Below are 26,546 nucleotides of genomic sequence, written 5' to 3'. Positions count from 1 at the left end.
GGAAAAGACATGTCAGCTAAAATGAGAGCTACAATTGATATTGATATCGGCGGGACGTTTACAGACTGTTTTATACGATACGGGCAGCAATCCATTATTGCTAAAAGCCCTACAACTGGCTATGACTTGTCGGTGGGCTTTATTAAAGCCATCGAAAATGGGGCCGACTTGCTTGATTTCTCCATTGACGAACTGTTAGAAGAGACCGATGTGATTCGCTATTCGACAACCGTTGCAATGAATAAATTGATTGAACAAAAAGGTCCAAAGCTTGGATTTATTACAACCGAAGGCTATGAAGATATGCTTTATATCGGAAAAGGAAGCCAATGGGCGGACGGGATCAGCACATTGGAATCCCGTAAAATATCCGAAGTCGATAAACCTAATCCATTGATTCCTAGAGAACATGTTGTTGGTGCTAAAGAAAGAATTGATTATACAGGAAAAATTATCCGCCCCTTAGATGAAGAGGATTTTAAAAATAAATTACAGTACTTGGTGGATCAAGGAGTAATGGGATTTGTGGTCTCAACCTTGTTCTCCTTTAAGAATCCAGTCCATGAAAAAAGAATTAAGGAGCTAATAGAAGAAGAATACCCAGAGTATTACCTAGGTAATATGCCAGTTGTTCTTTCAAGTGAGGTATTGCCTAAGCGCTATGAATACAGCAGGTCGAACGTAGCGATTTTGAATGCATATCTTCACCAGGCTATGGCAGAAGAACTGTCTAATATTGGGGATGAACTGCGTGACATGGGTTATAAAAACTCCTTACTAATGGTCCATAATACAGGAGGAATGGCGGAAGTTTTCCGTACTTCAGCCGTCAATACGTATAATGGCGGTCCAGTTGCCGGAATCATTGGCAGCAATGAAATTGGAAAAGTATATGATTATCAAAATATTGTTGTTGCCGATATGGGCGGAACCAGTTTTGATATTGGACTTGTCGTCGATGGTGAAACAAGTATTTATCAATTTAAGCCAGTCATTGATCGTTGGCTTGTTGATATGACCATGCTCGAAAGTAAATCGATTGGAACTGGCGGGGGATCGATTGCTTGGATTAATCATGACTTAGGCGGCCGATTAGAGGTAGGGCCGAAAAGTGCGGGAAGCTTCCCGGGACCTGTTGCCTATGATCAGGGCGGTACAGAGCCAACCGTAACAGATGCGGATCTCCTGCTAGGATATTTAAATCCGGATTATTTCCATGGTGGAAATTTATCCTTAAATTTAGAAAAGGCAAAGAGAGCGATTGAAGAGAAAATAGCCAAACCATTAGGCGTTGATGTGTATGAGGCTGCCTATTTAATAAAAAAAGTTTGTGATGGTAACATGGCCAATATCATTCAAAAGGAAACAGCGCTTCAAGGAAATGATCCAAAAGACTTTGTCTTATTTGCATTAGGCGGTGGCGGTCCCGTTCATGGTGCTGGATTTGGGTTCGATGCAGATATTCCGAAAACTGTCATATTACAGCAATCCCCAGTATTTTGTGCCTTTTCCTCATCTATGATGGATGTCATGCACATTTATGAACAGTCAAAACATATTATTCTGCTTCAGCCGGGCACGAAGGAATTTTTAACGGATTATGAATCATTTAATTCAACCGTTAGGGAGCTGCAATCGAAAGCCATTCGAGATATTAAAGGTGAGGGCTTTAAAGAAGAAGAAATCCAATATGTGTTGGAGTTAGATATGAAATATGGAGGGCAGCTAAATATCAAGCGCACCCAATCGCCATCGCTTTTTATTACTTGTCCTGAAGATGTTCAAAATTTATGGGATAGTTTTACAGAGGATTACTCTAATGCGTACAGCCCGATTGCAGTATATCCTGAAGGCGGAGTTGAAATTGAAAACATTGTCCTTAAGGCAATTGTTCCTCAGGAAAAATATAGTTTCAATCGTAATGAATATGAAGGTGAAAATCCTATTGCGGCAATCAAAGGTTCCCGTCATGCCTACTGGCCGGAATTAGGCGGTTTTGTTGAAACACCAGTCTATCAATTAGAAGAGTTGAAAAATGGAAATAAAATTGAAGGACCTGCATTAATTGAATCGCCACATACAACTGTAGTTTTACCGCCAAATGCAGACTATACCGTAGACCAATATTTAAATGGTGTGATTGAAAAGAAAATGGTTGAGGGGGTACTCGCATGATCGATTTCGAAATAAATGAACGAATCCATCCAGAGCCAATAGATGACTTCGAAACAGCATGTTTAGAAACTTTAAAGTTCGGAGAATACGAAATTTATAGTGAAAAGTTAAATCAGCTCGTGCTAGAAGCAAAAGAAGTCCTAACCAAAATTGGGATTTCCAGCATGCTGCACTCCGGTGATATCATTGTAGGATTGTATACAGCAAAGGGTGACCTTGTTGCCGCCTATTGTGGGGTTTACTTACATGCCGTTACCACGCAGATTGCCATAAAATATATATTAAAGCATTATAAAGATGATCCTACGATCGGTGTAAAAGAAGGCGATATCTTCTATGCAAACGAAGCCTTGTATGGTGGTGTTCATAATCCTGACCAAGTAGCCGTTATGCCCATTTTCCATAATGGAGAGCTAATCGCGTGGTCCGCTGCAGCCGTGCATCAACCGGAGACTGGTGCGATTGAACCAGGCGGGATGCCTGTAACCGCCAAATCTCGTTCCGATGAAGGGATGAAACTTCCACCAATTAAAATTGGTGAAAACTACGTGATTCGTAATGACATGTTAAACATGATGGCAAACATGGTATCGAGGGCCCCACGGATGCAAATCGTTGATACAAAAGCCCGCGTTGCCGCATGTGATCGTCTGCGTGTCAGAGTCCAACAACTGATTGAGAAAAAAGGAGTAGAGCTAGTTGTTGGCGTGATGAGAAAAATGCTGATTGTGGCAGAAGATGGAGCTAGAAATCGTATCTCTAGCTGGCAAGATGGAGTTTATCGTTCCGTTTCCTTTATGGATACAATAGGTGTCAGTGATTCTATTTTACGATGTGTGCTGACTTTAACAAAGAAGGGCGATACACTTACCTTTGATTTTACTGGTTCCTCACCTGAAAATAATGGTTCGTTTAATAGCTTTTTACACATCGTCCGTGCACATATAGCTATCTATTTGTTTGGGGTGCCATTTGCGGATCTCCCAACATCGTCCGGTATTTTTTCGCCAATCAAGGTCATTGTTCCACAAGGCACTTTTTTAAATGCAAACGTTGACGCTTCAGTAGCCAACTCACCGGTTACCAATAGCTGTACATTATCGACTGTTTCAAATGCAATGTCCAAATTATTTTATGCAAGTGGTGCAAAGGAATTAACAACGGCAGGGTTTGGTGTCGGGGGCTGTGCGATTGTTATTGCAGGAATGAACCAATGGGGTGTTCCTTTTGCTGATATGCTTGCCAATGCCCTCAACAGTGAAGGCGGAGGAGCCCGTAGTAACCGTGATGGAAATAATTCATTTGGTTTTCCTTGGGGCTGGTGGGGTAAAGCGCCAGATGTAGAAGATATGGAAAATGAGCAGCCGCATGTCCATTTATTCTTCAAGCACTGGAAAGATTCAGGAGGATTTGGAAAATATCGAGGAGGGGCAGGGACAAATGTAGCCTGGGCTGTTCATAAAGTTCCCTATCTCATATATCAATCGATCATTAAAAATCATAAAGTACCAACCGTTCAGGGGCTATTTGGCGGGTATCCGCCAGCTTCGCATCCAGGTATTAAAATCGTTAAGGCAAATTATTTTGAAAAAATGGCCAAAGGTGATAAGAATCTACCAACAAATGTGACGGAATTGATTGAAGATAGAAGCATTGAAGGTGAATATATTGTCGAGCGAGCCATTCGTGGTGCTGCGCCAGTTATGGAAGGCGACATTTTCGTTGGTAACTCCCTTGGCGGCGGCGGGTATGGTGATGTGCTTGATCGGGACCCACATAGTGTTGTCAAGGATTTAAAGGATGAATTGATCTCCGATTGGGTTGCCAAAAATATTTATAAAATCGTTTATGATCCAGAAACTTTGACCTTGGACGAAGAAAAAACAAACCAAGCTCGAAGGTCTGAACGAGTGTCTCGCCTAGCCCGCGGCAAACGTTATGATGAATTTATGAAGGAATGGTCTACAAAGCAGCCGCCGGAAGAAGCGTTAACATACTATGGAAAATGGCCTACAGCTGAACCTACACGACAAATTGTTCGTATGTAATCAGTAGTCCGCACAAAAGGAGGTTCGAAAATGAATCGTAAAGAGCTAGTACAGAAATTATTTAAGGGTCGAGTAATTCCTCGGCCTCCTTTTATTCCTTTAGTCGGAACATACCTTACAAAGGTAAGTCAAGTTTCCGTCAAGGAGTTATTGACTGATTCAAGTGTCTTGTCTTCGGCTATCGTCAATACTCAGCAATTACTAGAGTATGACGCTTTAACATTACCCGTTGATCCTACTCTAGAAGCGGAAGCTTTCGGTGCTGCCGTTCATTGGGAAGATGGTCAAATGCCTTCTGTCAAAGAATATCTTCCTATGACGGCAACACTGGATGCCAAAGATATTATTGAGCGGGGGAGAATTCCGATTCTAATGGAGACCGTAACAAGACTAGTAAAGGTAAATGGTAAAAATTATCCCATCATTGCAACAGTTACCGGTCCACTCACTATACTGAAAAGTTTATATGGGGATGATGTTTTTAATCAGAGTATGGAAAGTATTGAGAATAAGTTGGAAGCCGTTACACAGGGACTTATTCAATTGTGTAAAAGTTTTGGGGACGAAAAGGTGGACGGAGTTATTATTAATGAAGAGGTTCGTCACAATTTATTCATGACTGAAGAACTTAGTCGCTGTTATAAACCGATTTTTAATGTGATAAAATATTATAATATCTTTGGAATTTTAAAAGTGCCAACATCCATAAATGAACTGAATAATGCCGATTTACCTAATTGCATTATTACGTCGAACTCATTAATTTCCAACTCTTCAAAAATAAAAACAAAGGGTATAGCATTAGATGAGTCATATTGGAAACAAGAAATAGATCTATCGGAGCTCGCATTCATGTGGAATTCAAACAATAAAAAAAGATTATTTTTTTCTACTAGTCAACCGCTAGAACTAAACTTAAATTTAGCGGATTTGCAAAACAAGGTATCTGTACTATGTAATCAAGAGACTTGGACATGACTTAATTAGTCGTTCAGTAAAAAGAGGCTTGACTCGGGCTGGCATTGAAATGCTTATACCAGAGTCAGCCTATTTTTATGCTGATTACTATGCTGTTGGCCAAGGCTTCAGTACTTTTTTCTTAGACTTTTTCTTTTCTTTGTTCGTTTTTAACTGAATAATTAAAGTAATGATCCCGATGACTCCAATAAACGCTAAGCTAATAAAAAAGCCGGGTCTGCTTGTTTTATGAAAAAGGGTTCCACTGACAGCGATTAAAATAAACAGGGCACCAATCGAATACATGATCTTTTCTTTCGTCTTTAGCTCCAAGATTTTCCTGGAGGAGGCAAGAATAAATAGCCAATTGTAAAGAAGCATTAATCCGGCTGCTGTTGTGACCCACTCATAAATTTGATCTGGCAATACCAATGCCGATACAATGGAGGCAGTAATACCAAGTATGGTGATCAATAGTGCAGCTAGTGGGACCTTTAATTTTCCCTTTTTTGAAAAACATGCCGGTGCATCGCCTTCCTTTCCCAGCGTAACCAGCACACTTGTTACGCCATATAAGGAGGCTGTCATTGTCGAAAAGCCTGCAATAATTAAAGCTGCATTAAAAAAATGCGGGACAAAGGCAAGATGGTAAGTATCTAGTGCTACCACAAACGTACTTTCCTTTGTGTTAAATTTATTCCAAGACACCATCATGACAGCAAGACCAATTGAAAGTACATAAATAAACATTAGTGTAAACAGCATCACTTTTCCTGCTTTTGGTGCTTCGCTTGGATTTTTTAATTTAGTCGCCATTAATCCTAATATTTCAATTCCGCCGAAGGCGTAGAAGGCAAAAATTACGGACGACCACAACCCAATAAGTCCATGAGGAAGGAGTTCCTTTTGACTATTCGGAAATTGGATAGGACGGTCACCATCAATGACCCCAAAAATGGCTAGAAAAGCAATCACGACAAACATTAATATCGCTGAAATTTTTAAGATAGCGAGAATATTTTCAAGTTTGTTTAACACCTTAACCCCAATCAAAATAACCATTAATCCTAATGCAGCATAGATCGCGGTAAAAATCCATAAAGGGACGTTTGGAAACCAAAAACGAGAAAAAATGGACAGTGCTGTTAGTTGGCTTCCCATAATTAGTACCTCTGAGGACCAGTATACCCAGCCGCTGCTGAAGCCAGCCCACTTTCCAAATGCCTTCTTCGCATAAGACCTGAAACCACCTTGTAAAGGCTCTTGAGAGGTCATTTTGGAGAGAGCATCATAGACAAAATAAGTACCGAGGGCGGCGATAATAAACGCTAATAAAACAGCCGGTCCTGTCATTTTGATCGCTAGACCAGAGCCAAGGAAAAAACCTGTCCCAATTGTACAGCCCACTCCAAATAAAGAAAGCTGCCACCATTTCATATTGTTTTTTTCTTTTGCTCCAGATTTGGATTTACCCATCGTGATTCTCCTTTGCTTCCATCATACAAATGATAAAAAAAGGTTAAAGAACGACCCTCAACCTTTTTCATTTCACTTTAATGTTTTGTTGAAAAAGGATGTATCTTAAATATCTCTCCCCGTAGCACCGGGTGATTTGTCAGTAATACTTTGATTATTATATTGTTCGTCATTTAAACCGGGTTTTTCTTCTTGTGTACCACCTAAATAAATCCCTTTATGATCCTTTTGAGCTTTTCTAAATCTGTCAAAGTTTTCATTAACCACTTCGTTCCCTCTTTTCTTCAAAGTTTCATATCCTTAAGATACTCGCCTGCGCAATTCTTATACAGATAAATCATCTGTACGCTTTGGCAATGAATTAGTTGAAATTAAATTTTGGTTACATAATCCACCACGTAAAAATTGAGAATAAAAAGGAAAGATAAATACAGAACATAAAAATGGTGAAATAGATTCTAGGGTAATCCACTATGAAAGGGGTTATTACATGTTATCGACACAGCAATTAGCTGAGTTAAGGTTACAATTGTTGCAGGAGAAGAATGATGTAGAAGAGCGGTTAGATCAAAATGATCATTTTGGTTTTGAGCGAGGTCATTATCATGAGTCAATGGGGGAATTATCTAGTTATGATAATCATCCTGCAGATGAAGCAACCGACCTTTATGAACGCGAGAAAGATAATGCCCTGCTTGAACACTACAAATTGGAACTGGGCAATATCAATCGGGCTTTAGCGGCAATGGAAAATGGAACATATGGGAATTGTGAAATATGTGGAAAGGAAATTCCGTTAGAACGATTAGAGGCCTTGCCGAATACAACTTATTGCATTGAACACAGCCCGGACCAAGTCACCTCACACGATCGACCGATTGAAGAAGGCGTATTAATGCCGCCATTTGGTAAATTTGATATGGATAATAAAGATGAAAATGTGGCATTCGATGCAGAGGATTCCTGGCAGGCCGTGGCTGAATGGGGTACATCCGACGGGCCGTCAGACCTTGCCTTTCCTAAAGATCATTATAATGATGTTTATAATGAGTCAGAGGAACCCATTGGGTACGTAGAGGAATATGAAAATTTTGTTGGAACAGATATTTATGGTAAAAATATTACAGTTTACCCAAATTCTCAGCATGAAAAATACGAGGATGCTCTTGATGAAGAAGGAATTATGACCAGCTTTGGTGATTTGCCAGCGTTTGAACACGATCCCTATGTCGAAGATGATAAATGACGAAGAAAAAGAAAACAGCTTTCAGGTGAGAGCTGTTTTCCTTCTTCTTATTCTTCAAAGCCTTTTTGGGGAATCTTAATATCTTCTCCGTTTACATCATCAATGACAGCGCCTATTTCACCTTCAGTGTACGCATCGCTTACTTGTTCATGGGAAGTTGCAATCCCCTTGGAAAGATCGTCACTTTCAAGGTAGTAACTAGGGTGATAAAAACTTCCGGCAAGTTCTTTCTTTGGATTTGCTTTCTTATGTTCCATTAATAATTCCTCCCTTTTGGAAATGATGGTACAACGGTATTTTTTTCTTATTGCAGAGTAATTACTCCTAAAAAATAAAACTTTGAAAGGTGTGTTAATCATGAATAAAAAAGATGAGTTTCCAACAAGAGAAGAACTAGATGAGGCTTTTCACTACCTTCACGATCAAATTAACTTGATCTCAATTGTTGAAGAAATAGAAATGATTAAGAAAGAAAAAGAAGAACATGAAGAATAACATTTAACATTTTTAGTAAAATAAATTCCCTTTGTATTCTTTTGTTGCCTGCATGCAAATTTGCTTGATTTAGGAAAGATTTTTTCTCTAGACCCATCAACGTTTCATTTGATATGATTTGTTAGGTTTATCAGATTCAATGTTGCACTTGTGCACTAGACTGCTGTCACCGCTAAAGAACGGAGCCAAGATAGTGCACGTTAATTTTCAAAGGTGGTTTCAAAAATGGAAATGAGAGAAACGTTGGCTAAAAAAGTAGCTTGGATTAGTGTAATCAGTAATATCATCCTTACGTTAGGGAAAATCATTATTGGCTGGCTTGGACATAGTGATGGCGTATTTGCCGATGGAATACACTCGGCAGCAGATGTCTTTGCCTCGGTTATTGTATTATTAGTTATTAAAATTGCGAATAAACCAGCAGATAAAGAGCACCCATATGGACACGGGAAAGCTGAGGTCATTGTGTCGGAAATTATTGGGATTTTACTCTTGCTTGTTGCAGTTTATGTTGCCTACGAGGGAGTAAGTGGTCTGTTTCATGAAGTGGAATCACCAAGTTTCTTGGCTATGGGGGTGGCTCTATTTTCGTTTGCTGCAAAGATTGTTTTATATAGAAGCTCCTTAAAAGTGGCCAATCAAAATAATAGCAAGGCAATAGAAGCGATTGCTTTCGACCACAAAGCTGATATTGTCGCATCAATAGCCGCCGCTATTGGGGTGCTTATTTCTATTTTAGGAGAACGTTTGGATGTTCCTTCCTTACTTTACGGTGATAAGGTTGCCAGTATATTTGTGGCCTATTTAATTTTTAAAATTGCGAAGGAAATGTTAACCGAAGCCTTTGATATTTTACTTGAACGCAATATTAAAGGAGAGACATTAAAAGAGTACATAGCCATTATCCAGGGGTTTCCAGAAATAAAGCGGATTGACCGGATAAGGGCAAGAGAACTAGGTCATTACGTTTTAGTTGATCTACGAATTTCGGTTGATCATTCTAAGACCATCAAGCAAGGGCATGATCTTTCAAAATTAATCAAACGTGCACTCATTGACAAATTTGATAATATTAATGAAGTATTAATTCATTTAAATCCTTATTTTCCTGAAGACAAATAATTTCCTGAAAAAACTCCTTTGTACTTTTACGGATTTCGGTTTATGATAGGATAGGATATAAAACGATGAGGGAGTTGATATTTTTGAGTTATTCCGTAGACCCTGACCCAAGTAGTCGGGGGGAAGTCAATATGATCTTTGTATGGATGGAATTGAATATCAAGAATATCAACTCTATAAAAGGATGTTGGCTTCCTCGAACAAAGTAAGTGAGGAGGTTATTGTATGTTAGAGATTTTTAAAAGCACCGAGACAAGGGTTTTAGAAAAGGTCGAGGTAGTTACAAAAGGCTGCTGGGTTAATATGTACGCACCCACTGCAGAAGAAATTAACAAGGTTTCAAATGATGCCCAAGTGGATGTTGATATTATAAAAGATGCATTGGATGATGAAGAACGTCCGAGGATTGAACGAGATGATGGCCGAATTTACATCATCGTTGACTTTCCATATATTGTCCATGATGAAACAGGCCTCACCCTTTATGAAACCATACCAATTGGTATTATCTTAACGGAAGACAATGTGATTACTGTTTCTTTAAAGGATTCCCCGATCATTGAAGAATTCCGAAAAAATCGCTTGAAGGAATTCTACACGTTTAAAAAAACGCGTTTCGCTCTACAAATCTTGTTCATGATTTCTTCTTATTATCTTCGCTACTTAAAGCAAATTAATAAGAAAACGAATGAAATTGAACGTGAAGTTCATCAATCCTTAAAAAATAAAGAGCTCTATGCCTTTTTAGCATTGGAAAAAAGTTTAGTTTACTTTACGACTTCATTAAAATCAAATAAAGTTGTCCTCGATAAGATTTTACGCTTTAACTATTTAAAAATGTATGATGAAGACAAAGATTTACTCGAAGACGTAATCATTGAAATTACTCAGGCAATTGAAATGGCGGAAACCTACCGCTCCATCTTGTCAGGAATGATGAACGCTTTTGCTTCCATTATTTCTAATAACTTGAACATTGTTATGAAATTTTTAACATCGATTACGATTATTCTGTCATTTCCCACAATGGTGGCGAGTTTTTATGGAATGAACGTTGATATTCCATTCCAGCATGCTACGCATTCCTATGCAATTCCATTAATCATCTCAGCATTTTTAACGAGTTTAACAGCGTTTGTTTTTTGGAAAAAGAAATATTTCTAGATTACCAGTCTTTTTATAGGCTGGTTTTTTAATGTCTTTCATAGTTAAAGACTCTTCTCATTAAATTTTATAAATAACTTTCGCCATTTTTTTATAGATTTCTAAAAATTTTCCCAACTTTTCTTGGCCTTTTTCCTCTCTTTTAGTCTGAGGTTTTTTAATGTAAACTATTCTACCTCTTTGGAATTATCAGATAAATACTGTTAGAAACAAGTTATTTATAGTAAAATGGTAAAAAAAGAGAGGCAAGCTGGTGACATTATGGAATTCGGAGCGCTAATTAAATTCTATCGGACCCAAAGAGGGATCACACAAACGGAACTAGCGAAAGGAATTTGCTCTGTCCCGCATTTAAGTAAGATTGAAAACAATTCAAAGGAAGCCAATGAAGAGACGGTTTCGCTGTTATTAGAACGGCTAAGTATTAGCTTGGAGGAAATGGAAGAAAAGGAAGAAGAAATTAAGATAATTTTAAGAGAACTTAATGGTAAAATCAATTTTTATTTAAAGGATGAAATTGATGATACGTACCAAAAATTAATAAATATTGAACATTTAATACCTTTCTCTAAACATATTTATATTTGCGAGCTGTATAAATATAGATATCTTTTATTTAAAAGATTATTTGTAGAAGCAGAGTCTCAAAGAGACTTATTATCTAAGCAAAAGAAAAATTTTTCCCAACATGAAGACTATTTATTTCGATACTACAATGCGATATTCTTAATTTTAAAAGGTCAGTATAAAAATGCAGATGATATATTAGATACCCTATATACAGAAAATGATCAAGAACAGACTAGTGGTGAATTTCTTTATCATCGATCGCTAGTAAAAAGCTTTCTTGAACAATCAGGTCATGCTATCCATTTTGGAAACATGGCACTGCAAATATTTATGAATCAGCATAATTTCATACGAATTCTCCATACGCTTATGCTATTAGGAATAAATTACACCCATTCTAATATATATGAAGAAGCACAGAGTTGTTTTCAACATTCAATCCGCAATGCAGAATTATTGAAAGAAGACAAACTTCTTCCGCAAATATACCATAATATGGGTTACTTACAAAATAAAATAGGAAATGTCCAAGAAGCCCTATTCTATTATGAAAAGAGTTTATCTTTACAGCCCAGCCATAATCAAGATTATCTCATTACTTTATTCGATATGGGAGATCTCTATTATCGTTTACAATCAACTGAAAAAGCGAGAGAGAGTTTTCAAGAAGTTAATTCATTATCAAAGGAACTAGGTATCAAAAAGTTTAAACTTTTGACTGAATTTTATCTGCTCCATATGGTTTCTCCGGGCAAAGCCTTCAAATTTTTAGAATTGAAAGTAGTTCCGTACCTTGAGGATGCAAATGAGCATGCAGATGACCTTAACCGTTTTTATAAAATGCTTGCTGACTATTACAACCAAAAGGGAAATGTTATTATTGCTTTTAAATATTTAAATAAAATTACTTAGGGGGTTAATTTTTATGAAAAAGTTATTTATCTTATTATCATCAATCACATTAGTGACTCTCATTGCAACAACACAAGTGAATGGAAAGCAAAAGACATATGCTGATGCAGCTAATTCCAGTAGTTATGAACAAAGCAATTACCCAATTCATCCACCAGTAGGATAATAGTAAAAAAATCCCTGATAATCAGGGATTTTTTTTTGTTTATTGGCATGCTATTTCAAAAGAAGGCAGACAATAGTAAATACTTTTATAAAGCACTCTAGAGGAGATTGTTTGATGGTACTATTGGATGAATTTGAGAAGGATAAACAAATTTGCATGCATTTTGAGGATGATCGAGATCGATTTAAAGGGGCGGTGGTACCGCCTATTTTTCAAAATACCTTATTTACTTACCAATCCTTCGAGGAGTTGGTTGAGGCCGTAAAGGCCGAAGACCACCATTATGTCTATGGGAGAGGAACAAACCCTACTGTTGAAATTGTTGAGGAGAAAATAGCGGCGCTAGAACGAGGTGAGGCATGTAAAACCTTTGCCACTGGCATGGCAGCAATTAGTGCCGCTATGATCAATAGTGTACAAAGTGGGGACCATATCCTGTGTGTAGGAAATTTATATTATTCAACTATGGAGCTATTGAAATATTTGAGTAAGTTTCATGTGAGTCATTCAGTGGTATACTCAACCAAACCAGAAGATATTCAGGACGCTCTACAAGCAAATACAACATTAATCGTTTTGGAGAGCCCCACAGATTTAGTATTTCGAATAGTAGATCTTGAGGGAATAGCGAAACTAGCTAAATCAAAGGGGATCCGGACCATGATTGATAATACATGGTCAACACCGTTATTTCAAAAACCAATCACCTGGGGGATTGATATTGTTGTCCATTCAGCCTCAAAGTATTTGGGCGGCCATAGTGATGTACTTGGTGGAGTTCTAATTACGAGCAGAAAGATCATGGAGACTATTTTTAACAAAAATTACTTACTAATGGGCGCTGCCATGCCTCCTTCTGAAGCATCCCTATTGCTGCGGGGTATTAGGACTTTACCATTACGTATGCGAGCACATCAAGAAAATGCCTTAGCCGTAGCAAACTATTTGCAAAAGCATCCAAAGGTAGCAGTGGTTCATTACCCGGGATTAGAGTCCCATCCTGATTATCAACTGGGAAAAAAACAGCTATCAGGCTATAGCGGCCTAATGAGCATGGAGTTAAAGGAAGCCAATTTTAAATCTGTAAAAAAAGTGATTAACAAATTGAGGACATTTAAAATAGGGGTATCTTGGGGTTCGTTTGAAAGTCTTGTTTTATCTCCTAACCTTGGAAATAATGAGGAGAAACTGCTGAACGAGTACATTAGCCCAGGGACCATTCGACTGGCAGTTGGTCTAGAGGATATAAATGTCCTGTTAAATGATTTAGAACATTCCTTACTGGAATGACAGAAAATAACAATGACGGAAGGTGAGCAGGATGAATAGTAATGAAAAAAATCAAAACCATGTTGAGGATGAATGGGAGAAAAAAGTTTTTAAAGACTTATATGGAGTCGATCCTGAAATGAGTTTGCAAACAGCTCAGTTTGCAACAACTGAAAATCCTCTATTAACCGAGTATTATCATGAAAGAAATGAAGAAGAAGAGTAAGGCTAATTTGCAAATAGTTTTTAAAAGGAATGGGTAATCTAGACTTATGTGTTTTTAATTTGGAAAGAGGTCAAGGAGGACAAAATGAAATCATTTGTTGTTGGTTTTCATCAAGAAGATAATGTTGACAGCATGCAAATACAAAAATTAAACCAAGAGGAGTTTGGGAAAGCCACTGAAGGCGGAACACGGCATTTATTTGAACTCGATACGAATATTGGTCTTTTTGTTTTTTTTGATGCGGCAGACGAAGACGGAAACCTATCGTATATGGTATTGCAATATGAAGAGGACAATGAAGACCCTATAGGCTGCTATTCATTCCAGTTAAAGGACTTTTATGAGTTTATGGCGCTTTTCCTTAATGATATGGATTTTGATGAAGAGTCAGAGGGGGAAGAAGAAGAATATGGATCAATCCATCATTTGGCGCACCTTCTCTTTCATATTGTTGAAGAGGGCAAGGATCTAGAAGTGTAAATAGGTTATATGAAAAGGCACTGGATAAAATTTTGTCCAGTGCCTCTCTTTTTAGCCTTTTGCCGGTTTTTTACTTACTTCAACACGTGCTTTACCCATAAAGAAAATTGTGATTGCAATTAATGTTATCGGAACTAACGTCAGCAAAAAAGTATGGGTAATCGAATCTGACATCGAATGAACAATTTTACTTAATATAAAATCAGGTATTTTCAAGCGTTCTTCCGGTTGGAAAATTTGGCGTGGATCGCCCATTTTAAAATTTCCTGCCCCCTGCATCCCGCTAAAAGCCTCTTTAAGCTTATCGGCAAACAGATTAGTTTGCAGTGTACCGTAAATAGTTACCCCGAGAGTCATTCCAAATGACCGTAGAAAGGAATTGGTGGAGTTTGCTGTTCCTCGGAATTGTGGCTCCAAATTATGCATCGAGGCGGTTGGCAATAAAGAAAATGAAAAACCAACCCCAAATCCAACTAAAATCATATAAATGGTTAGAAATGACCGGGCCGTATCAACTGTCATGTTACCAAGGAAGTACATTCCCACTGCGTAAGATACTACTGAAATAAACATTAAATTTCGGTATGAGGTTTTCGTTAAGAAAATACCTCCAATCGAACTTCCAGCTACCGAACCTAACATCATGGGCATTAAGATTAAGCCTGCATTTTTGGCAGAACCACCATAAACAGCTTGAACAAAAATCGGGATAAAAACGGTTAAAATAATAAAAGTGCCACCGTATAGAAAGGACAAAATTTGTGAGGCAGCAAACAAACGTCTTTTAAACAGCCAAAGTGGCAAAATGGGCTCGGCAGCCTTTATTTCTGCAATGAAAAAGGCAATAAAGAAAACAAAGAAACTGGTAAATAGGCTGATGATTTGAACAGAATTCCAAGCGAATTCTTTCCCGCCTAGTTCGAGAGCGAACATCAAGCTAACCACAGAAATGACGAGCGTAATCGCACCTAGATAATCAATCTTTTGCTTAGAATGCTGTAGGGATTCATGATAATAACGAGTGATTAATATAATGGAAATAATGCCAATCGGTACGTTTACATAAAAAACCCAGTGCCAGCTAATATAATCAGTGATGTACGCACCTAGTAAAGGACCGAGTACGCTAGAGGCGCCAAAAACAGCGCCGAGCAGGCCAGTCATTTTTCCACGACTTTCTGGTGGGAAAATATCAAACACAATGGTAAAGGCAATCGGCATAAGGGCACCGCCGCCAATACCTTGAATGGCCCGAAAAATACTTAACTGCACGATGGTTTGGGCAATCCCGCAAAGGGCTGAACCAATAAGGAATACAATTAAGCCAAACATGAAAAAACGCTTCCTGCCATACATATCAGAGAGTTTCCCAAAGATTGGCATCCCTGCCATAACTGCTACCATGTAAGCAGAAGTTACCCAAATAAATTTGTCAAAGCCGCCAAGATCTGCGACAATCGTCCCCATAGCGGTGGCGACAATGGTATTATCCATTGCTGACATTAGAATGGCTAATAGCAGTCCAGTAACTACAAGCTTAAGATTATTATCCGTTTCGGTCATAAACTATCTCCTTAAAATTGCTGAAATGTTAATATGGTTACAGAAACCCCTTTACCTCCATTCCAAGTTTTTAGTAGTGATGGAAAAATTTATCTCAATAAATAAGATAATGCAATTCTAAAAGGTAGGCCGAATAGTTGTCAACAAATAGTTAAAATGAAAAAGAGACTCCGATTGGAGTCTCTTTTTCATTTTAATGGGCTTTGCCTAGGCTTTTAAAACATCATGGTCAACATAGCGTTCACCGTTAATTTCACTAATCACATTGATGGCTACTTTTGCACCATCACCAGCGGTTACTATCGTATGTACACTCACACCCGCTATTGTACCTGCACCCCAAATTCCGTCAATATTCGTCTTACCTGCTGCATCCACGTCGAGGATCGTTTTCACTCTTGGCTCCGTGCCAGGTTTTGTAGTTAGGCCAACCTTTTCAGCAAGGTCTGCAAGGAAACCAGTTGCAATAATTACATGTTTTGCTTCGTATGTTTGATCATTTGCTTCTACCTTAAATCCACCGTCTGCTTTAGTAATATTGGTAACAGTTGCTTGGACCAACTCAGCACCAAACTTACTTGCTTGCTTCTTACCAATTTCAACAAGGTCAGGTCCGGAGATTTCTGAAACACCATAATGATTTTCAACCCAAGCACGTTTTGTTACGGTTTTATCATTATCGATCACCAATGTTTTCTTTCCAGCTTTCGCTGTAAATAAAGCAGCACTTGCTCCGGCAGGCCCTGCGCCAACTATTAAAACATCAAACATATTCATACCTCCAATTTAATAAAATATTCTACAGAAAAATCTTAGCTCTTTTAACAACATTTGTAAAAGGAATTGCTTACATTCTTATGATTTACCTCTTGAGCACAAATCAAAACAGATTCATTATAAATATAAGAAAAAGAACCATCAATCCTATGAAGGAAATGATGATTCTTTGGTTTAAAACTATTATTAGTTTTAAATTTCTTGCATGCTTGCTTGTTGTTGACTTTTGGCTTTTATAACGGATTGGCGCTTCTTTGTATGAAGGAAGTAATATAGAACTGCCCCAATTAAAATATAGAAGGAACAAAAGAAATATAATGTACTATAATCCATTTTTACAGCAATGATTCCAACGATAAAAGAGCCAAGAGCAATGCCTGTATCATAGATGGATAAAAAGGTAGCAGTAGCAACACCTCTTCTTCGTGGCTCGGCATCTTGAATAGCAATGGTTTGGAAGGTAGGAAAAAGAGTTCCCCAGCCTAATCCAATCATTCCTGCTGAAATTAGGAATGTAATAGCACTGTTACTTTGGCTTAAAATGAACATCCCAATAGCAAAAAGAATAATACATGGAAAGCTAATCACATTTGGTCCGTATTGATCCAGCCATTTCCCTGTAAATGGTCTTGAAGCCAATAATACAATGGCATAGACGACGAAGAATAGACTGGCGACGTTTGCTAAGTGAATTTCATTTGCATAAATAGAAACAAATGAAAGGAGCGCAGAATATACAATCGCTAAAAAGCTTCCAACGATCGAAATAGGAACCGCACTAGCCTCGAAAAGGCTGCTAAATGAAAAAGATGAAACAACATCAAGTTGCGACGGTTGTTCAAATTTAGGTTGTTTTACACTGAGGCCTGTTAGCAATGAACCAATCGCTACAATGACACCAAGGATAAACAAAATTTGAGAGCCCCACTGCTGGATGGCCAATAAACCGATAAAAGGACCTATTACCATTGCCATATTAGTGGATAAAACAAAATAGCCCATTCCTTCCCCTCTGCGAGAGGATGGTATTAAATCAGCTACAATGGTACCAACCGCTGTAGTAGCCATACCAAAACCAATCCCATGTAGTAAGCGGATGACAAGAAAACCACTAATTGTTCGTGGGAAGAAATATAAAAGGGAGGCGCCTGCAAACAGAATTAGAGCAGTTAGCAGTACCTTTTTATTCCCAGCTCGTTCTAGCCACTGGCCGGCAAGCGGACGGGAAACGATGGCGGAAAGCAAGAATACAGTTGTCATCAGACCAGCAACGGAAGAACTTGTATGTAATTCATCCAGTGCATAGGATGGCAATGTAACGAGTAAAATGTAAAATGTTAAAAATAGAAAGAAATTACTTAAGGAAATACTAATAAAATCCTTTGTCCAAAGTTTGGTTTTATTCATGTAATGCACCCTTTGTTATAAAATTTGCTGTAACCAAGTATGTTGAAGTATAAGGAGCTGCTCTTGTGAACTTACAGGAAATTGTTTCAGTAAGTCCTGATTGACAGTATTAACGATTTTTTCCCACTGTGAATATTCCTTTAATGCAGCTTCTGTTAATTGCACGTGTTTTTCCCTTTTGTCTTTACCTGGAAGCTGAATGACATATCCCTGTTTAACTAGACGTTGAATCGTCCGCGTTAATGGCGGAGCTTCTACAAATAGATAATCACAAAGTTCTTTTTGTGTTAGGGATCCTTTGTTTTTTAGGACGAAGATGACAGCCCACTGGGCACTATATAATCCTGTAGGTTTTAATGCTTCATTAAGTTTGTTGGTAAGATGTCGTGATAGCTGATGAAGAGTATGAAATAATTCGTGGCTATTCATTGTATGCTCCATTTGGTTAATTAGTTACCTAGGTAACTATAGTGGTTTTAGTGGAAAATGTCAAGGAGAGTTCACAATTTAAAGGAAGTATCAAGGTTTAGCGGGAAGAAACGAAAAAGTCCTCAAACATTCATTAAACAAAAAAACTCCGCGGAATCTGTAGTTCCGCGGAATAACTCATCTCAATACATTAAAATACCTTGCCTCTGGATGGGCAAAAACAATCGCTGAAACCGATGCTTCTGGTTCCATCATGCAGCCGTCGGTTAACTGAATGCCAATTTCTTCAGGTTGAATTAACTTAAATAGCTTTTTCTGGTCCTCAAGTTCTGGGCATGCGGGATAACCAAAAGAAAAACGCTGTCCTTGGTAATGGGCCGCAAAACGGTCTTGCATGCTAAAATCAAGCTGATCGGGGAAGCCCCAACGATCGCGCATTTGGCGGTGAATCAATTCGGCAAAGCCTTCTGCTGTTTCCAGTGCAAGCGATTGAAGGGCATGGCTTTCTAAAAAGCGTCCTTCTGCTTTTAATTGATCAGCTTTTTCTCGAATCCCTCTTCCAGCTGTAACCGTGAAGAATCCAACATAATCCTTCACACCGCTGTCAACGGATTTAAGAAAATCAGCTAAACAAAGATTTGGTGCTGATTCCTGACGTGGAAAATCGAAGGTTTCAATTAGTTGTTCAGGATTCTCAGGATTAAAAATAAGGACTTTGCTTCCATCAGATTGAGCTGGGAAAAATTGATAAACAGCTGCAGGGGTAATCCAATTGTTTGTGCTGGCATCTGCAAGTAATTGGTCAACGACCTCTTTTACTTTTACCGCTTTTTCATCTTTTTCAGCCAATAACTTTGCAATTTTTCCTTTTACACCAAGATGGTGACCTAATAACATTTGCATATTGATATACGGTTCAATATGAGAAAGGGAGTAGGTCTTTAAAATATGCCTTTTCGTATCCATTGGCGTAAAGACAGGAACTTGTGTCGATACCGCAGGCTTGTGCTTAACAGCAACAGAACTAGTCGAGCGGCGCTCAAACTCTCTTGGGGTCGCAGCAGCTGCTAACTTTTCCTGTTTTTCAGTTAATAATTTCTCCACTTCTTCTTCTGAGTTCAATAAATTAGCAATAGCAAGACCGTTCATTGCATCTTTTGCGTAAAGAACAAGACCGTCATATTCTTTTGCTATTTTTGTATCAGTAAACTTTCGAGAAAGTGCCGCACCACCCACTAAAATTGGAATGGCGATGCCAGCCTCCTTCATATCCTGGGCGGTTAGCACCATTTGTTGGGCGCTTTTTACCAATAAACCAGATAATCCGACCATGTCTGGTTTTTCTCTTTGAATGGCTTGAATAAGGTCTGTCGGATTCACTTTGATTCCTAAATCAATTACTTGATAGCCATTATTACTAAGGATAATATCGACAAGATTTTTTCCGATATCATGCACATCACCTTTGACTGTGGCCAGGATTACTTTTCCTTTTGAAGCAGAAACGTCACCTTTTTCCATGTGCGGTTCTAAAAAGGATACAGCGGCTTTCATGACTTCTGCACTTTGCAGGACTTCGGCCACAATTAACTGATTTTCATTAAAGAGCCGGCCGACTTCTTTCATACCCTCCATTAAGGGTCCATTGATGATATCAAGGGGGGCAGGGTAGGCAGAAAGTGCTTTTTCTAAATCAGGAAGCAACCCTTCTTTTGTCCCTTCAATCACATAATAAGCAAGCCTTTCTGCAAGTGTCATATTAGGAATGGCTGATTTTGCTTCTTTCTTTTTTCCACGATAAAATTCTGTAAATGTCGCAAGGGTTTCATCAGTAGTATTGAATAACAAAGCCTCTGCCAATTGAATTTCCTCTTTGGAAATAGAGGCAAACCGCTCTAGTTTTTCCGTATTCACAATCGCATAGTCTAGGCCAGCCTGTGTACAATGATAGAGGAAGACCGAATTTAATATTTCTCTACCAACAGGCGGCAGCCCAAACGAGACATTGCTTATCCCAAGAATCGTTTGAACTTCTGGAAGCTGTTCCTTAATTAACTTGATTCCTTCAACGGTTGCTTTCGCGGACCCAATGTATTGCTCATCCCCAGTTCCAACAGGAAAAACGAGCGGGTCAAAGATAAGGTCCTGAGGGTTAATCCCGTATTTTTTTACTAATAAATGATAGGAACGTTTGGCTATTTCCAGTTTTCGCTCGGCTGTAACGCCCATACCTTCCTCGTCAATTGTCCCGACCACAACAGCGGCACCGTAGCGGTGAATTAACGGAACAATTGCTTGAAAACGTTCTTCGCCGTCCTCCAGATTAATCGAATTGATAATCGCCTTACCTTGAGAATATTTGAGTGCCCTTTCAATTACTTTCTCATCGGTTGAGTCAATCACTAAAGGAACCTTGACTTTCTTAACAACCTCTTTAATAAAATTCTCCATATCAATGAGTTCATCACGATCAGGATCAGCCAGGCAAATATCAATGACATGGGCACCGCCTTTAACTTGAGCGCGTGCTACTTCTGAAGCCTCTTCAAATTTTCCTTCAGTAATTAATCGTTTGAATTTCCGTGAACCAATGACATTTGTTCGTTCTCCGACCATAATGGGTCTTAAGGTAGGATCATCATAAACGAATGGCTCAATACCGGAAACCATATGGGCACTTGATGATTTAATCTCCCTTGGTGCAAATTGTTTCATCGCCTCAGAAATGGCTTTAATATGTGCGGGTGTTGTCCCACAGCAGCCGCCAACAATATTAAGCCAGCCATGTGCAGCAAAGTCAGAAAGCTTTTTGGCTAATGTTTCAGGTGTTTCATGGTAATGACCTTCCTCATCCGGCAAACCGGCATTTGGATAACAGCTCACCGCAGTGCCAGCAAGGTTTGCTAATGAACGGACATGATCCTGCATAAATTCTGGACCTGTCGCACAATTTAGACCGACAGCAACCGGATTCATATGTTCGATTGAAATGTAGAACGATTCAATCGGCTGTCCTGCAAGAGTTGTCCCCATTGGTTCAATTGTGCCTGAAATAAAGAGCGGCAATGTTTTACCGGTTTTTTCAAAAGCATTTTGAATCCCAACAAAGCCTGCTTTAACATTGAGCATATCTTGGCTTGTTTCAAGCAGGAGCAAGTCGGCACCACCGTCAATTAGTCCGATTGCTTGTTCTTCATATGAGGCAGAGAGCTCATCGAAGGTAGTTCCTCCAGTGACACTTAATGTTTTCGTTGTTGGACCCATCGAACCAGCTACATACCGTGGCCATTCTTCAGTAGAGAATTTCATCGCTTCCTTCACTGCAATCATGGCAGCGATTTTATTAATTTCATAGGCTTTATATCCTAATTCATATTCATCAAGGACAATACTTGTAGCACCAAAGGTATTTGTTTCGATAATATCAGCGCCGGCTTCTAAATATTTACGATGGATGTTGGCAATCACAGCAGGTGCAGTTAAATTTAGGTGTTCGTTACAGCCTTCATATAACTCACCGCCAAAATCCTCCGCTGTAAGATCTGCATCCTGTATCATCGTTCCCATCGCACCGTCCATGACAAGAATCCGCTTTTTTAGTTGATCAGTAAATGGTGTTCTCGGCATAGCTGTTCCCCCTCATTTTACTAGCCCGCTGTCTGGCATATAGAGCCAGTTCAGTGGTTAATTCATAGCGTAAAAATGGTGTGATTAAATAAATTCCATTGAATAAATCTAATGCTGCATCAATTAAAGATTTTGTTATATCAATCCCCAGCCGGGCCGCTTCAAGTTTGTTGTCCTGTAAGTTTGCCATTTGATTTCGAATCGAGTCAGCAATTTTAATACCCGGTACTTCATTATGAAGGAATTCAGCGTTTTTACTGCTAGTTAATGGCATTAGGCCAATATAGATTGGGGTATTCAGATGTTTCGTATTTTCATAGACTTCCATTAATTTTTCTTCTGAAAATACAGGCTGCGAAATAAAATAATCGGCACCGTATTGAATCTTTTTCTCTAATCGTTTAACCGCCTTCTCGACCGAGCGGACATTCGGATTAAAGGCTGCGGCAATACTGAAGGCTGTTTTTTGTCCTAAGTCTTTCCCGGAAAAAGATAACCCCTCATTTAACTGCTTTATCATTTGAATCAGTTCGAAAGAGGATACATCGTAGACAGAAGATGCGCCTGGAAAATCGCCCACTCTTGCTGGATCACCAGTAATAGCCAGTACATCGTTCAAGCCCAGTGTGTGCAGACCCATCAAGTGAGATTGCAGGCCAATAATATTTCGGTCTCGGCAGGCAATATGGATAAGCGGCCGCATGTTGAGTTCTGATTTAAGCAAATATCCCAGCGATTCATTAGAAATTCTTACAGTGGCAAGGGAGTTATCTGCTAAGGTAATCGAATCAATACCTGCGTCTTTTAAGGATTTTGCGCCTTCGAAAAATTTGGATGTGTCTAGCTTTCTAGGTGGGTCCAATTCTACAATGACGGACGGTCTTTCTTTTACGATATCTTGCAAAGGAGTAAACTCCCTTTTAGGTGGTTGAGACTCGACGGATATCCTTTTTGGTGCTAGTTTGATAACCTTTTCAGAAACGGGTGAACTATTCTTTAGTTCAGAAGCAAAAGCTTGGATATGTGCTGGTGTGGTACCACAGCAGCCGCCGAGTAACCGAACACCTTCCTGACGAAAGCGTTGAGCTGATTTTTTAAAATAATCAGCGTCGCCTTCATAATGAAATTTACCATCCGTATAGGTTGGAAGACTAGCATTTGGATAGGCTGATAGAAATGCGTGTGATGGTAATTCAATTTGTTCCAATGCTAGTAACATGTGATGTGGGCCAAGCCGGCAATTAAGACCAACCACATCTGCCCCTAATCCTTCCAGTCTCTTTAAGGCATCATTAACGGGAGTTTGATTCTGCAAAACACCAGGCTCGGAAAGGGATAGCTGGGCAATAATGGGCAGCTTCGTTTCCTTTCTGGCAATGGTAAGAACAGTTTCAAGTTCCTCCATATCGTAAAAGGTTTCCAGTAATAATCCATCAACGCCTTCTAAGAGGAGACAATACAACTGCTCACGGAAGCTGCGTTTTATTTCTTCTATTGTAATAGAATTCGTTTTAATGCCACGGTTACCGCCCATTGTGCCGAGCACAAAAGCGTTATGTTGGGCGGCTTGTTTAGCAAGGCGGACAGCCGCACTATTGATTTCCTTTACTGAATCTTCCAATCCATACCGTTGCAGCTTTAAATAGTTGGCTGCATAGGAATTGGTTTGAATAACATCTGCGCCAGCATCAATATAGGCTCGATGGATATTTTGAATTTGCTCCGGCTGCGAGAGATTTAATTCCTCAGAGCATGAATCAACACCGAAAGAATAGAGAAGGGTACCAATGGCACCATCAGCAATTAAAATTTGATTTTTTAATTTTTCTAAAAAGCTCATGCTTATTCTCCCTGATGTAAAACTAAATGTTTTTCACGAACCTGCTCAAGCGCTTGTGAAAAATCCTTGATTAAATCTTCTGGATTTTCCAGTCCCACTGATAAGCGGACAAGGCCATCCGTAATTCCGCGCTCTTCACGTTCTGCGGGTGACATGGCGGCATGGGACATTTTTGCTGGATAAGAAAGGATGGATTCTACTGCACCTAAACTTACCGCAAAAACAGGGATTTCTACATTAGCTATAAAGGTGCGAAGGGCATCTTCGGTAGCTAATTCAAAGGATAAAACAGCTCCCGGACCATCTGCTTGTTCTTTCTGAATTTGATATTGCGGGTGGCTTTCCAGCCCTGGGTAATGAACCTTTTCTACAAGGGGATGTGCATCTAAAAATTCTGCTATTTTTATCGCTGATTTTTGTGATTGCTCCAGGCGAACACTCAGCGTCTTGATTCCCCTTAATACAAGCCAGGCATCTTGAACACCCAAGATAGCTCCAAAGCTATTTTGTAGGAATCCTAATCGTTTAGCCAACTCTTCATCTTTAACAACGGCAAGTCCGGCTACGACATCACTATGGCCAGCCAAAAATTTTGTTGCGCTATGAAGGACAACATCTGCCCCCAGTGCCAACGGCTTTTGGTGGTAGGGAGTAAGGAATGTATTATCAACAAATGTTAATGCACCGATCTCTATCGCAATTTCGCTAATCGCTCTAATATCTGTTACTTTCATTAAAGGATTTGACGGTGTTTCCACATAAAATGCTTTAGTATTTGGCTGAATCGCTGCTTTTACTTCCTCTAAATTGGTCATATCGACAAAGGTATGTTCAATCCCAAGTCTCGAAAGAACTTGAGTGACCATTCGGAATGTACCGCCATACACATCCTCGGTAATCACAATATGGTCACCAGAGGATAGAAGCAGGAAGGCTGTGGAAATGGCTGCCATCCCTGATGCAAAGGCAAACCCTTTAATTCCACCCTCAAGCTCTGCAATCACATCTTCAAGTGCTTCCCGGGTTGGATTTAAACTACGGCCATAATCATACTTTCCGAACTGATCGAAATCAGCTTGATGAAATGTAGATGCATGCTGAATTGGTACACTAACAGCCCCAGTAATAGGATCAATCTTGTGCTTATTATGAAGAAGCCTGGTTTCAAAACTATATTTTTCGTATGCCATTATGCAATCACTCCTTCTTTAATTCTGGCAAAAGCCTGTTGTAAATCTTCAATAATATCTTGTGCATCTTCAATTCCCACGGAGAATCGCAATAAACGGTTATCAACGCCTGCTTGAGTACGAATTTCTTCAGGAATATCTGCATGTGTCTGAGTAGCCGGATAGGTAATAAAGCTTTCTGTTCCGCCTAAACTTTCTGCAAAACAAATCAGCTGTAAACCTTGTAAGAATGGATTTACCCATGTTTCGTCTTGAACCCTAAAGGAAACCATTCCGCCTTTTCCTGGGTAAAGCACATCTGCAACGGCGTCATGTTGAGTAAGGAATTCGACAATATCCTTTGCATTTTTTTCATGTCTTTCCATTCGAAGCGACAAAGTTTTCATCCCGCGCATTAATAACCAAGAATCAAAAGGACTTAGAACTGCACCGGCACCGTTATGATGGAAGGCCAATGCTTCACAAAGTTCCTTTCCTGTTGCAGCCACAAGTCCAGCGAGGACATCATTATGACCTCCTAAATATTTCGTTCCGCTATGAATGACAATATCCGCCCCAAGTGCAATTGGCTTTTGTAGTAGTGGTGTATAAAATGTGTTATCTACTATTAACAATAGGCTATGTTTTTTAGCAATCTCAGAAACCGCTGCAATATCTGATTCCTGCATCAACGGATTGGTTGGTGTCTCTAAGAAAATAGCCTTAGTATCTGGCGTTATTTTCTTTTCAATTTCTTCTGGACAACAGGTATTGACATATTGAGTTTTCAAGCCCCATTTTTTATAGCCTTTTTCTAAGAGACGGTATGTACCACCGTATAAATCATCACTTACAATCCATTCGTCTCCAGATTCAAATAATGCAAGAATAAGCTGGATGGCTGCCATCCCTGAGCTACAAGCAAAACCTTGATCTGCACCCTCTAAATCAGCAATCGTTTTTTCAAGGAGCTGTCGAGTGGGGTTCCCTGTTCGACTATAATCAAAACCTGTTGATTGCCCAATTCCTGCATGCCTGTAGGCTGTTGAAAAATAAACAGGCGGATTAACCGCGCCTGTAGCTGTTTCACTACGGTTTCCTATTTGTGCTAATTTCGTATCAATTTTGTACATGACGGACACTCCTTGTTCAATTAAGTATGGGACTGTATTGTTGTCTAACTTTAGTGCTGTAGGGTACTAAAGCTTTCATATAAAGAAAAAAAGTCTTCTATAAGAAGAAGACTTTTTGTTAACACGACAAAGTATCATTCTTCTTATCTTGCAAACGAAATTTGCAGGACTTAGCACCTTTTCAATGAAAAGAAACATTGAAGGTTGCTGAGGCGTCTCAGGGCCATTCCCTCAACCTCTCTTGATAAGAAATCAATATTTAGATTATTTATAAAATTTACTACAAATTAGCTAT

At 39.1% G+C, this 26,546-nt stretch carries 23 protein-coding genes and 1 riboswitch; of the genes, 12 read left to right on the top strand and 11 right to left on the bottom strand.

The genetic code is table 11. From position 1 onward, the window contains the following. Positions 1–9: 9 nt before the first annotated feature. The 3 genes from AC4E8C_RS19090 to AC4E8C_RS19080 are packed head-to-tail and all read left to right on the top strand — an operon-like array spanning position 10 to position 5,201. Positions 10–2,175, top strand: a complete 2,166-nt coding sequence (locus AC4E8C_RS19090) for a hydantoinase/oxoprolinase family protein (RefSeq protein ID WP_490208211.1) — start codon at positions 10–12, stop codon at positions 2,173–2,175. Beyond that, on the top strand, positions 2,172–4,223 hold the full coding sequence (locus AC4E8C_RS19085; protein ID WP_490208210.1) for a hydantoinase B/oxoprolinase family protein: 2,052 nt from the start codon (positions 2,172–2,174) through the stop codon (positions 4,221–4,223). The genes AC4E8C_RS19090 and AC4E8C_RS19085 overlap by 4 nt, the downstream gene beginning before the upstream one ends. Positions 4,224–4,253: 30 nt before the next feature. Beyond that, positions 4,254–5,201 (top strand): uroporphyrinogen decarboxylase family protein, encoded by a 948-nt coding sequence (locus AC4E8C_RS19080; RefSeq protein WP_490208209.1) that lies wholly within the window; start codon positions 4,254–4,256, stop codon positions 5,199–5,201. Between the two features lie 87 nt (positions 5,202–5,288). Here AC4E8C_RS19080 and AC4E8C_RS19075 read toward each other — a convergent pair whose 3' ends face one another. Further along, entirely contained in the window at positions 5,289–6,656 is a 1,368-nt protein-coding gene (locus tag AC4E8C_RS19075) for an amino acid permease (RefSeq protein WP_490208208.1), read from the bottom strand. A gap of 105 nt (positions 6,657–6,761) precedes the next feature. Then, positions 6,762–6,923 carry a hypothetical protein gene (locus AC4E8C_RS19070; RefSeq protein WP_490208207.1) on the bottom strand — a complete coding sequence of 54 codons (162 nt, stop codon included), beginning with the start codon at positions 6,921–6,923 and terminating at the stop codon, positions 6,762–6,764. A gap of 223 nt (positions 6,924–7,146) precedes the next feature. Between AC4E8C_RS19070 and AC4E8C_RS19065 the strand changes: the two genes are divergently transcribed. Further along, a complete protein-coding gene (locus AC4E8C_RS19065; RefSeq protein ID WP_490208206.1) occupies positions 7,147–7,902 on the top strand; it encodes a yteA family sporulation protein in 756 nt (251 codons plus the stop codon). Between the two features lie 47 nt (positions 7,903–7,949). Here the strand turns inward: AC4E8C_RS19065 and AC4E8C_RS19060 are convergent, their stop codons facing one another. Next, positions 7,950–8,159, bottom strand: a complete 210-nt coding sequence (locus AC4E8C_RS19060) for a YozQ family protein (RefSeq protein ID WP_490208205.1) — start codon at positions 8,157–8,159, stop codon at positions 7,950–7,952. Between the two features lie 100 nt (positions 8,160–8,259). On the opposite strand from AC4E8C_RS19060, the gene AC4E8C_RS19055 reads away from it, so the two are divergent. The 8 genes from AC4E8C_RS19055 to AC4E8C_RS19020 all read left to right on the top strand — a co-directional run bounded on the left by AC4E8C_RS19055 (position 8,260) and on the right by AC4E8C_RS19020 (position 14,306). Beyond that, on the top strand, positions 8,260–8,397 hold the full coding sequence (locus tag AC4E8C_RS19055; RefSeq protein WP_490208204.1) for a hypothetical protein: 138 nt from the start codon (positions 8,260–8,262) through the stop codon (positions 8,395–8,397). 225 nt (positions 8,398–8,622) lie between these two features. Further along, complete coding sequence (locus tag AC4E8C_RS19050) at positions 8,623–9,519, top strand: cation diffusion facilitator family transporter (RefSeq protein WP_490208203.1); 897 nt, start codon at positions 8,623–8,625, stop codon at positions 9,517–9,519. Positions 9,520–9,744: 225 nt separating this feature from the next. Further along, positions 9,745–10,683, top strand: coding sequence for a magnesium transporter CorA family protein (locus tag AC4E8C_RS19045; RefSeq protein ID WP_490208202.1), 939 nt, complete (start codon positions 9,745–9,747; stop codon positions 10,681–10,683). Positions 10,684–10,944: 261 nt separating this feature from the next. Further along, positions 10,945–12,165 carry a tetratricopeptide repeat protein gene (locus AC4E8C_RS19040; protein WP_490208201.1) on the top strand — a complete coding sequence of 407 codons (1,221 nt, stop codon included), beginning with the start codon at positions 10,945–10,947 and terminating at the stop codon, positions 12,163–12,165. Positions 12,166–12,178: 13 nt separating this feature from the next. Next, positions 12,179–12,331, top strand: coding sequence for a hypothetical protein (locus tag AC4E8C_RS19035; protein ID WP_490208200.1), 153 nt, complete (start codon positions 12,179–12,181; stop codon positions 12,329–12,331). Positions 12,332–12,445: 114 nt separating this feature from the next. Continuing rightward, a complete protein-coding gene (locus AC4E8C_RS19030) occupies positions 12,446–13,621 on the top strand; it encodes a trans-sulfuration enzyme family protein (RefSeq protein ID WP_490208199.1) in 1,176 nt (391 codons plus the stop codon). Positions 13,622–13,652: 31 nt separating this feature from the next. After that, positions 13,653–13,826, top strand: coding sequence for a hypothetical protein (locus AC4E8C_RS19025; protein ID WP_490208198.1), 174 nt, complete (start codon positions 13,653–13,655; stop codon positions 13,824–13,826). An 84-nt stretch (positions 13,827–13,910) separates the two neighbouring features. Continuing rightward, positions 13,911–14,306, top strand: a complete 396-nt coding sequence (locus AC4E8C_RS19020; RefSeq protein ID WP_490208197.1) for a cytosolic protein — start codon at positions 13,911–13,913, stop codon at positions 14,304–14,306. A 51-nt stretch (positions 14,307–14,357) separates the two neighbouring features. On the opposite strand, the gene AC4E8C_RS19015 is transcribed toward AC4E8C_RS19020, so the two are convergent. The 8 genes from AC4E8C_RS19015 to AC4E8C_RS18980 all read right to left on the bottom strand — a co-directional run bounded on the left by AC4E8C_RS19015 (position 14,358) and on the right by AC4E8C_RS18980 (position 26,251). After that, on the bottom strand, positions 14,358–15,869 hold the full coding sequence (locus tag AC4E8C_RS19015) for an MDR family MFS transporter (protein WP_490208196.1): 1,512 nt from the start codon (positions 15,867–15,869) through the stop codon (positions 14,358–14,360). Between the two features lie 207 nt (positions 15,870–16,076). Beyond that, a complete protein-coding gene (locus tag AC4E8C_RS19010; protein ID WP_490208195.1) occupies positions 16,077–16,640 on the bottom strand; it encodes an FAD-dependent oxidoreductase in 564 nt (187 codons plus the stop codon). 198 nt (positions 16,641–16,838) lie between these two features. After that, positions 16,839–18,053, bottom strand: coding sequence for an MFS transporter (locus AC4E8C_RS19005; RefSeq protein WP_490208194.1), 1,215 nt, complete (start codon positions 18,051–18,053; stop codon positions 16,839–16,841). Positions 18,054–18,068: 15 nt separating this feature from the next. Further along, complete coding sequence (locus tag AC4E8C_RS19000; RefSeq protein ID WP_490208193.1) at positions 18,069–18,482, bottom strand: MarR family winged helix-turn-helix transcriptional regulator; 414 nt, start codon at positions 18,480–18,482, stop codon at positions 18,069–18,071. Between the two features lie 177 nt (positions 18,483–18,659). Next, positions 18,660–22,109, bottom strand: coding sequence for a methionine synthase (gene metH, locus AC4E8C_RS18995; RefSeq protein ID WP_490208192.1), 3,450 nt, complete (start codon positions 22,107–22,109; stop codon positions 18,660–18,662). Continuing rightward, on the bottom strand, positions 22,087–23,949 hold the full coding sequence (locus AC4E8C_RS18990; RefSeq protein WP_490208191.1) for a bifunctional homocysteine S-methyltransferase/methylenetetrahydrofolate reductase: 1,863 nt from the start codon (positions 23,947–23,949) through the stop codon (positions 22,087–22,089). The genes metH and AC4E8C_RS18990 overlap by 23 nt, the downstream gene beginning before the upstream one ends. A gap of 2 nt (positions 23,950–23,951) precedes the next feature. Continuing rightward, positions 23,952–25,139, bottom strand: coding sequence for a cystathionine beta-lyase (gene metC, locus AC4E8C_RS18985; protein ID WP_490208190.1), 1,188 nt, complete (start codon positions 25,137–25,139; stop codon positions 23,952–23,954). Then, positions 25,139–26,251, bottom strand: a complete 1,113-nt coding sequence (locus AC4E8C_RS18980) for a methionine biosynthesis PLP-dependent protein (protein ID WP_490208189.1) — start codon at positions 26,249–26,251, stop codon at positions 25,139–25,141. Before AC4E8C_RS18980 ends, metC begins: the two co-directional genes overlap by 1 nt. 140 nt (positions 26,252–26,391) lie before the next feature. Further along, positions 26,392–26,502, bottom strand: a riboswitch (SAM riboswitch). Between the last annotated feature and the right edge of the window lie 44 nt (positions 26,503–26,546).

The organism is Neobacillus sp. SRL179 (assembly GCF_984799095.1).
This window is presented reverse-complemented; position numbering and strand designations above follow the sequence as displayed.

Bases quoted from the DNA above. Each gene is read 5' to 3' on its own strand.
- AC4E8C_RS18990 (WP_490208191.1), bottom strand. From the start codon at position 23,949: ATGAGCTTTTTAGAAAAATTAAAAAATCAAATTTTAATTGCTGATGGT.
- AC4E8C_RS19085 (WP_490208210.1), top strand. From the start codon at position 2,172: ATGATCGATTTCGAAATAAATGAACGAATCCATCCAGAGCCAATAGAT.
- AC4E8C_RS19075 (WP_490208208.1), bottom strand. From the start codon at position 6,656: ATGGGTAAATCCAAATCTGGAGCAAAAGAAAAAAACAATATGAAATGG.
- AC4E8C_RS19080 (WP_490208209.1), top strand. From the start codon at position 4,254: ATGAATCGTAAAGAGCTAGTACAGAAATTATTTAAGGGTCGAGTAATT.
- metH (WP_490208192.1), bottom strand. From the start codon at position 22,109: ATGCCGAGAACACCATTTACTGATCAACTAAAAAAGCGGATTCTTGTC.
- AC4E8C_RS19090 (WP_490208211.1), top strand. From the start codon at position 10: ATGTCAGCTAAAATGAGAGCTACAATTGATATTGATATCGGCGGGACG.
- metC (WP_490208190.1), bottom strand. From the start codon at position 25,139: ATGGCATACGAAAAATATAGTTTTGAAACCAGGCTTCTTCATAATAAG.
- AC4E8C_RS19005 (WP_490208194.1), bottom strand. From the start codon at position 18,053: ATGAATAAAACCAAACTTTGGACAAAGGATTTTATTAGTATTTCCTTA.
- AC4E8C_RS19055 (WP_490208204.1), top strand. From the start codon at position 8,260: ATGAATAAAAAAGATGAGTTTCCAACAAGAGAAGAACTAGATGAGGCT.
- AC4E8C_RS19020 (WP_490208197.1), top strand. From the start codon at position 13,911: ATGAAATCATTTGTTGTTGGTTTTCATCAAGAAGATAATGTTGACAGC.
- AC4E8C_RS19000 (WP_490208193.1), bottom strand. From the start codon at position 18,482: ATGAATAGCCACGAATTATTTCATACTCTTCATCAGCTATCACGACAT.
- AC4E8C_RS19035 (WP_490208200.1), top strand. From the start codon at position 12,179: ATGAAAAAGTTATTTATCTTATTATCATCAATCACATTAGTGACTCTC.
- AC4E8C_RS19040 (WP_490208201.1), top strand. From the start codon at position 10,945: ATGGAATTCGGAGCGCTAATTAAATTCTATCGGACCCAAAGAGGGATC.
- AC4E8C_RS19065 (WP_490208206.1), top strand. From the start codon at position 7,147: ATGTTATCGACACAGCAATTAGCTGAGTTAAGGTTACAATTGTTGCAG.
- AC4E8C_RS19015 (WP_490208196.1), bottom strand. From the start codon at position 15,869: ATGACCGAAACGGATAATAATCTTAAGCTTGTAGTTACTGGACTGCTA.
- AC4E8C_RS19060 (WP_490208205.1), bottom strand. From the start codon at position 8,159: ATGGAACATAAGAAAGCAAATCCAAAGAAAGAACTTGCCGGAAGTTTT.
- AC4E8C_RS19050 (WP_490208203.1), top strand. From the start codon at position 8,623: ATGGAAATGAGAGAAACGTTGGCTAAAAAAGTAGCTTGGATTAGTGTA.
- AC4E8C_RS19045 (WP_490208202.1), top strand. From the start codon at position 9,745: ATGTTAGAGATTTTTAAAAGCACCGAGACAAGGGTTTTAGAAAAGGTC.
- AC4E8C_RS18980 (WP_490208189.1), bottom strand. From the start codon at position 26,251: ATGTACAAAATTGATACGAAATTAGCACAAATAGGAAACCGTAGTGAA.
- AC4E8C_RS19010 (WP_490208195.1), bottom strand. From the start codon at position 16,640: ATGTTTGATGTTTTAATAGTTGGCGCAGGGCCTGCCGGAGCAAGTGCT.
- AC4E8C_RS19030 (WP_490208199.1), top strand. From the start codon at position 12,446: ATGGTACTATTGGATGAATTTGAGAAGGATAAACAAATTTGCATGCAT.
- AC4E8C_RS19025 (WP_490208198.1), top strand. From the start codon at position 13,653: ATGAATAGTAATGAAAAAAATCAAAACCATGTTGAGGATGAATGGGAG.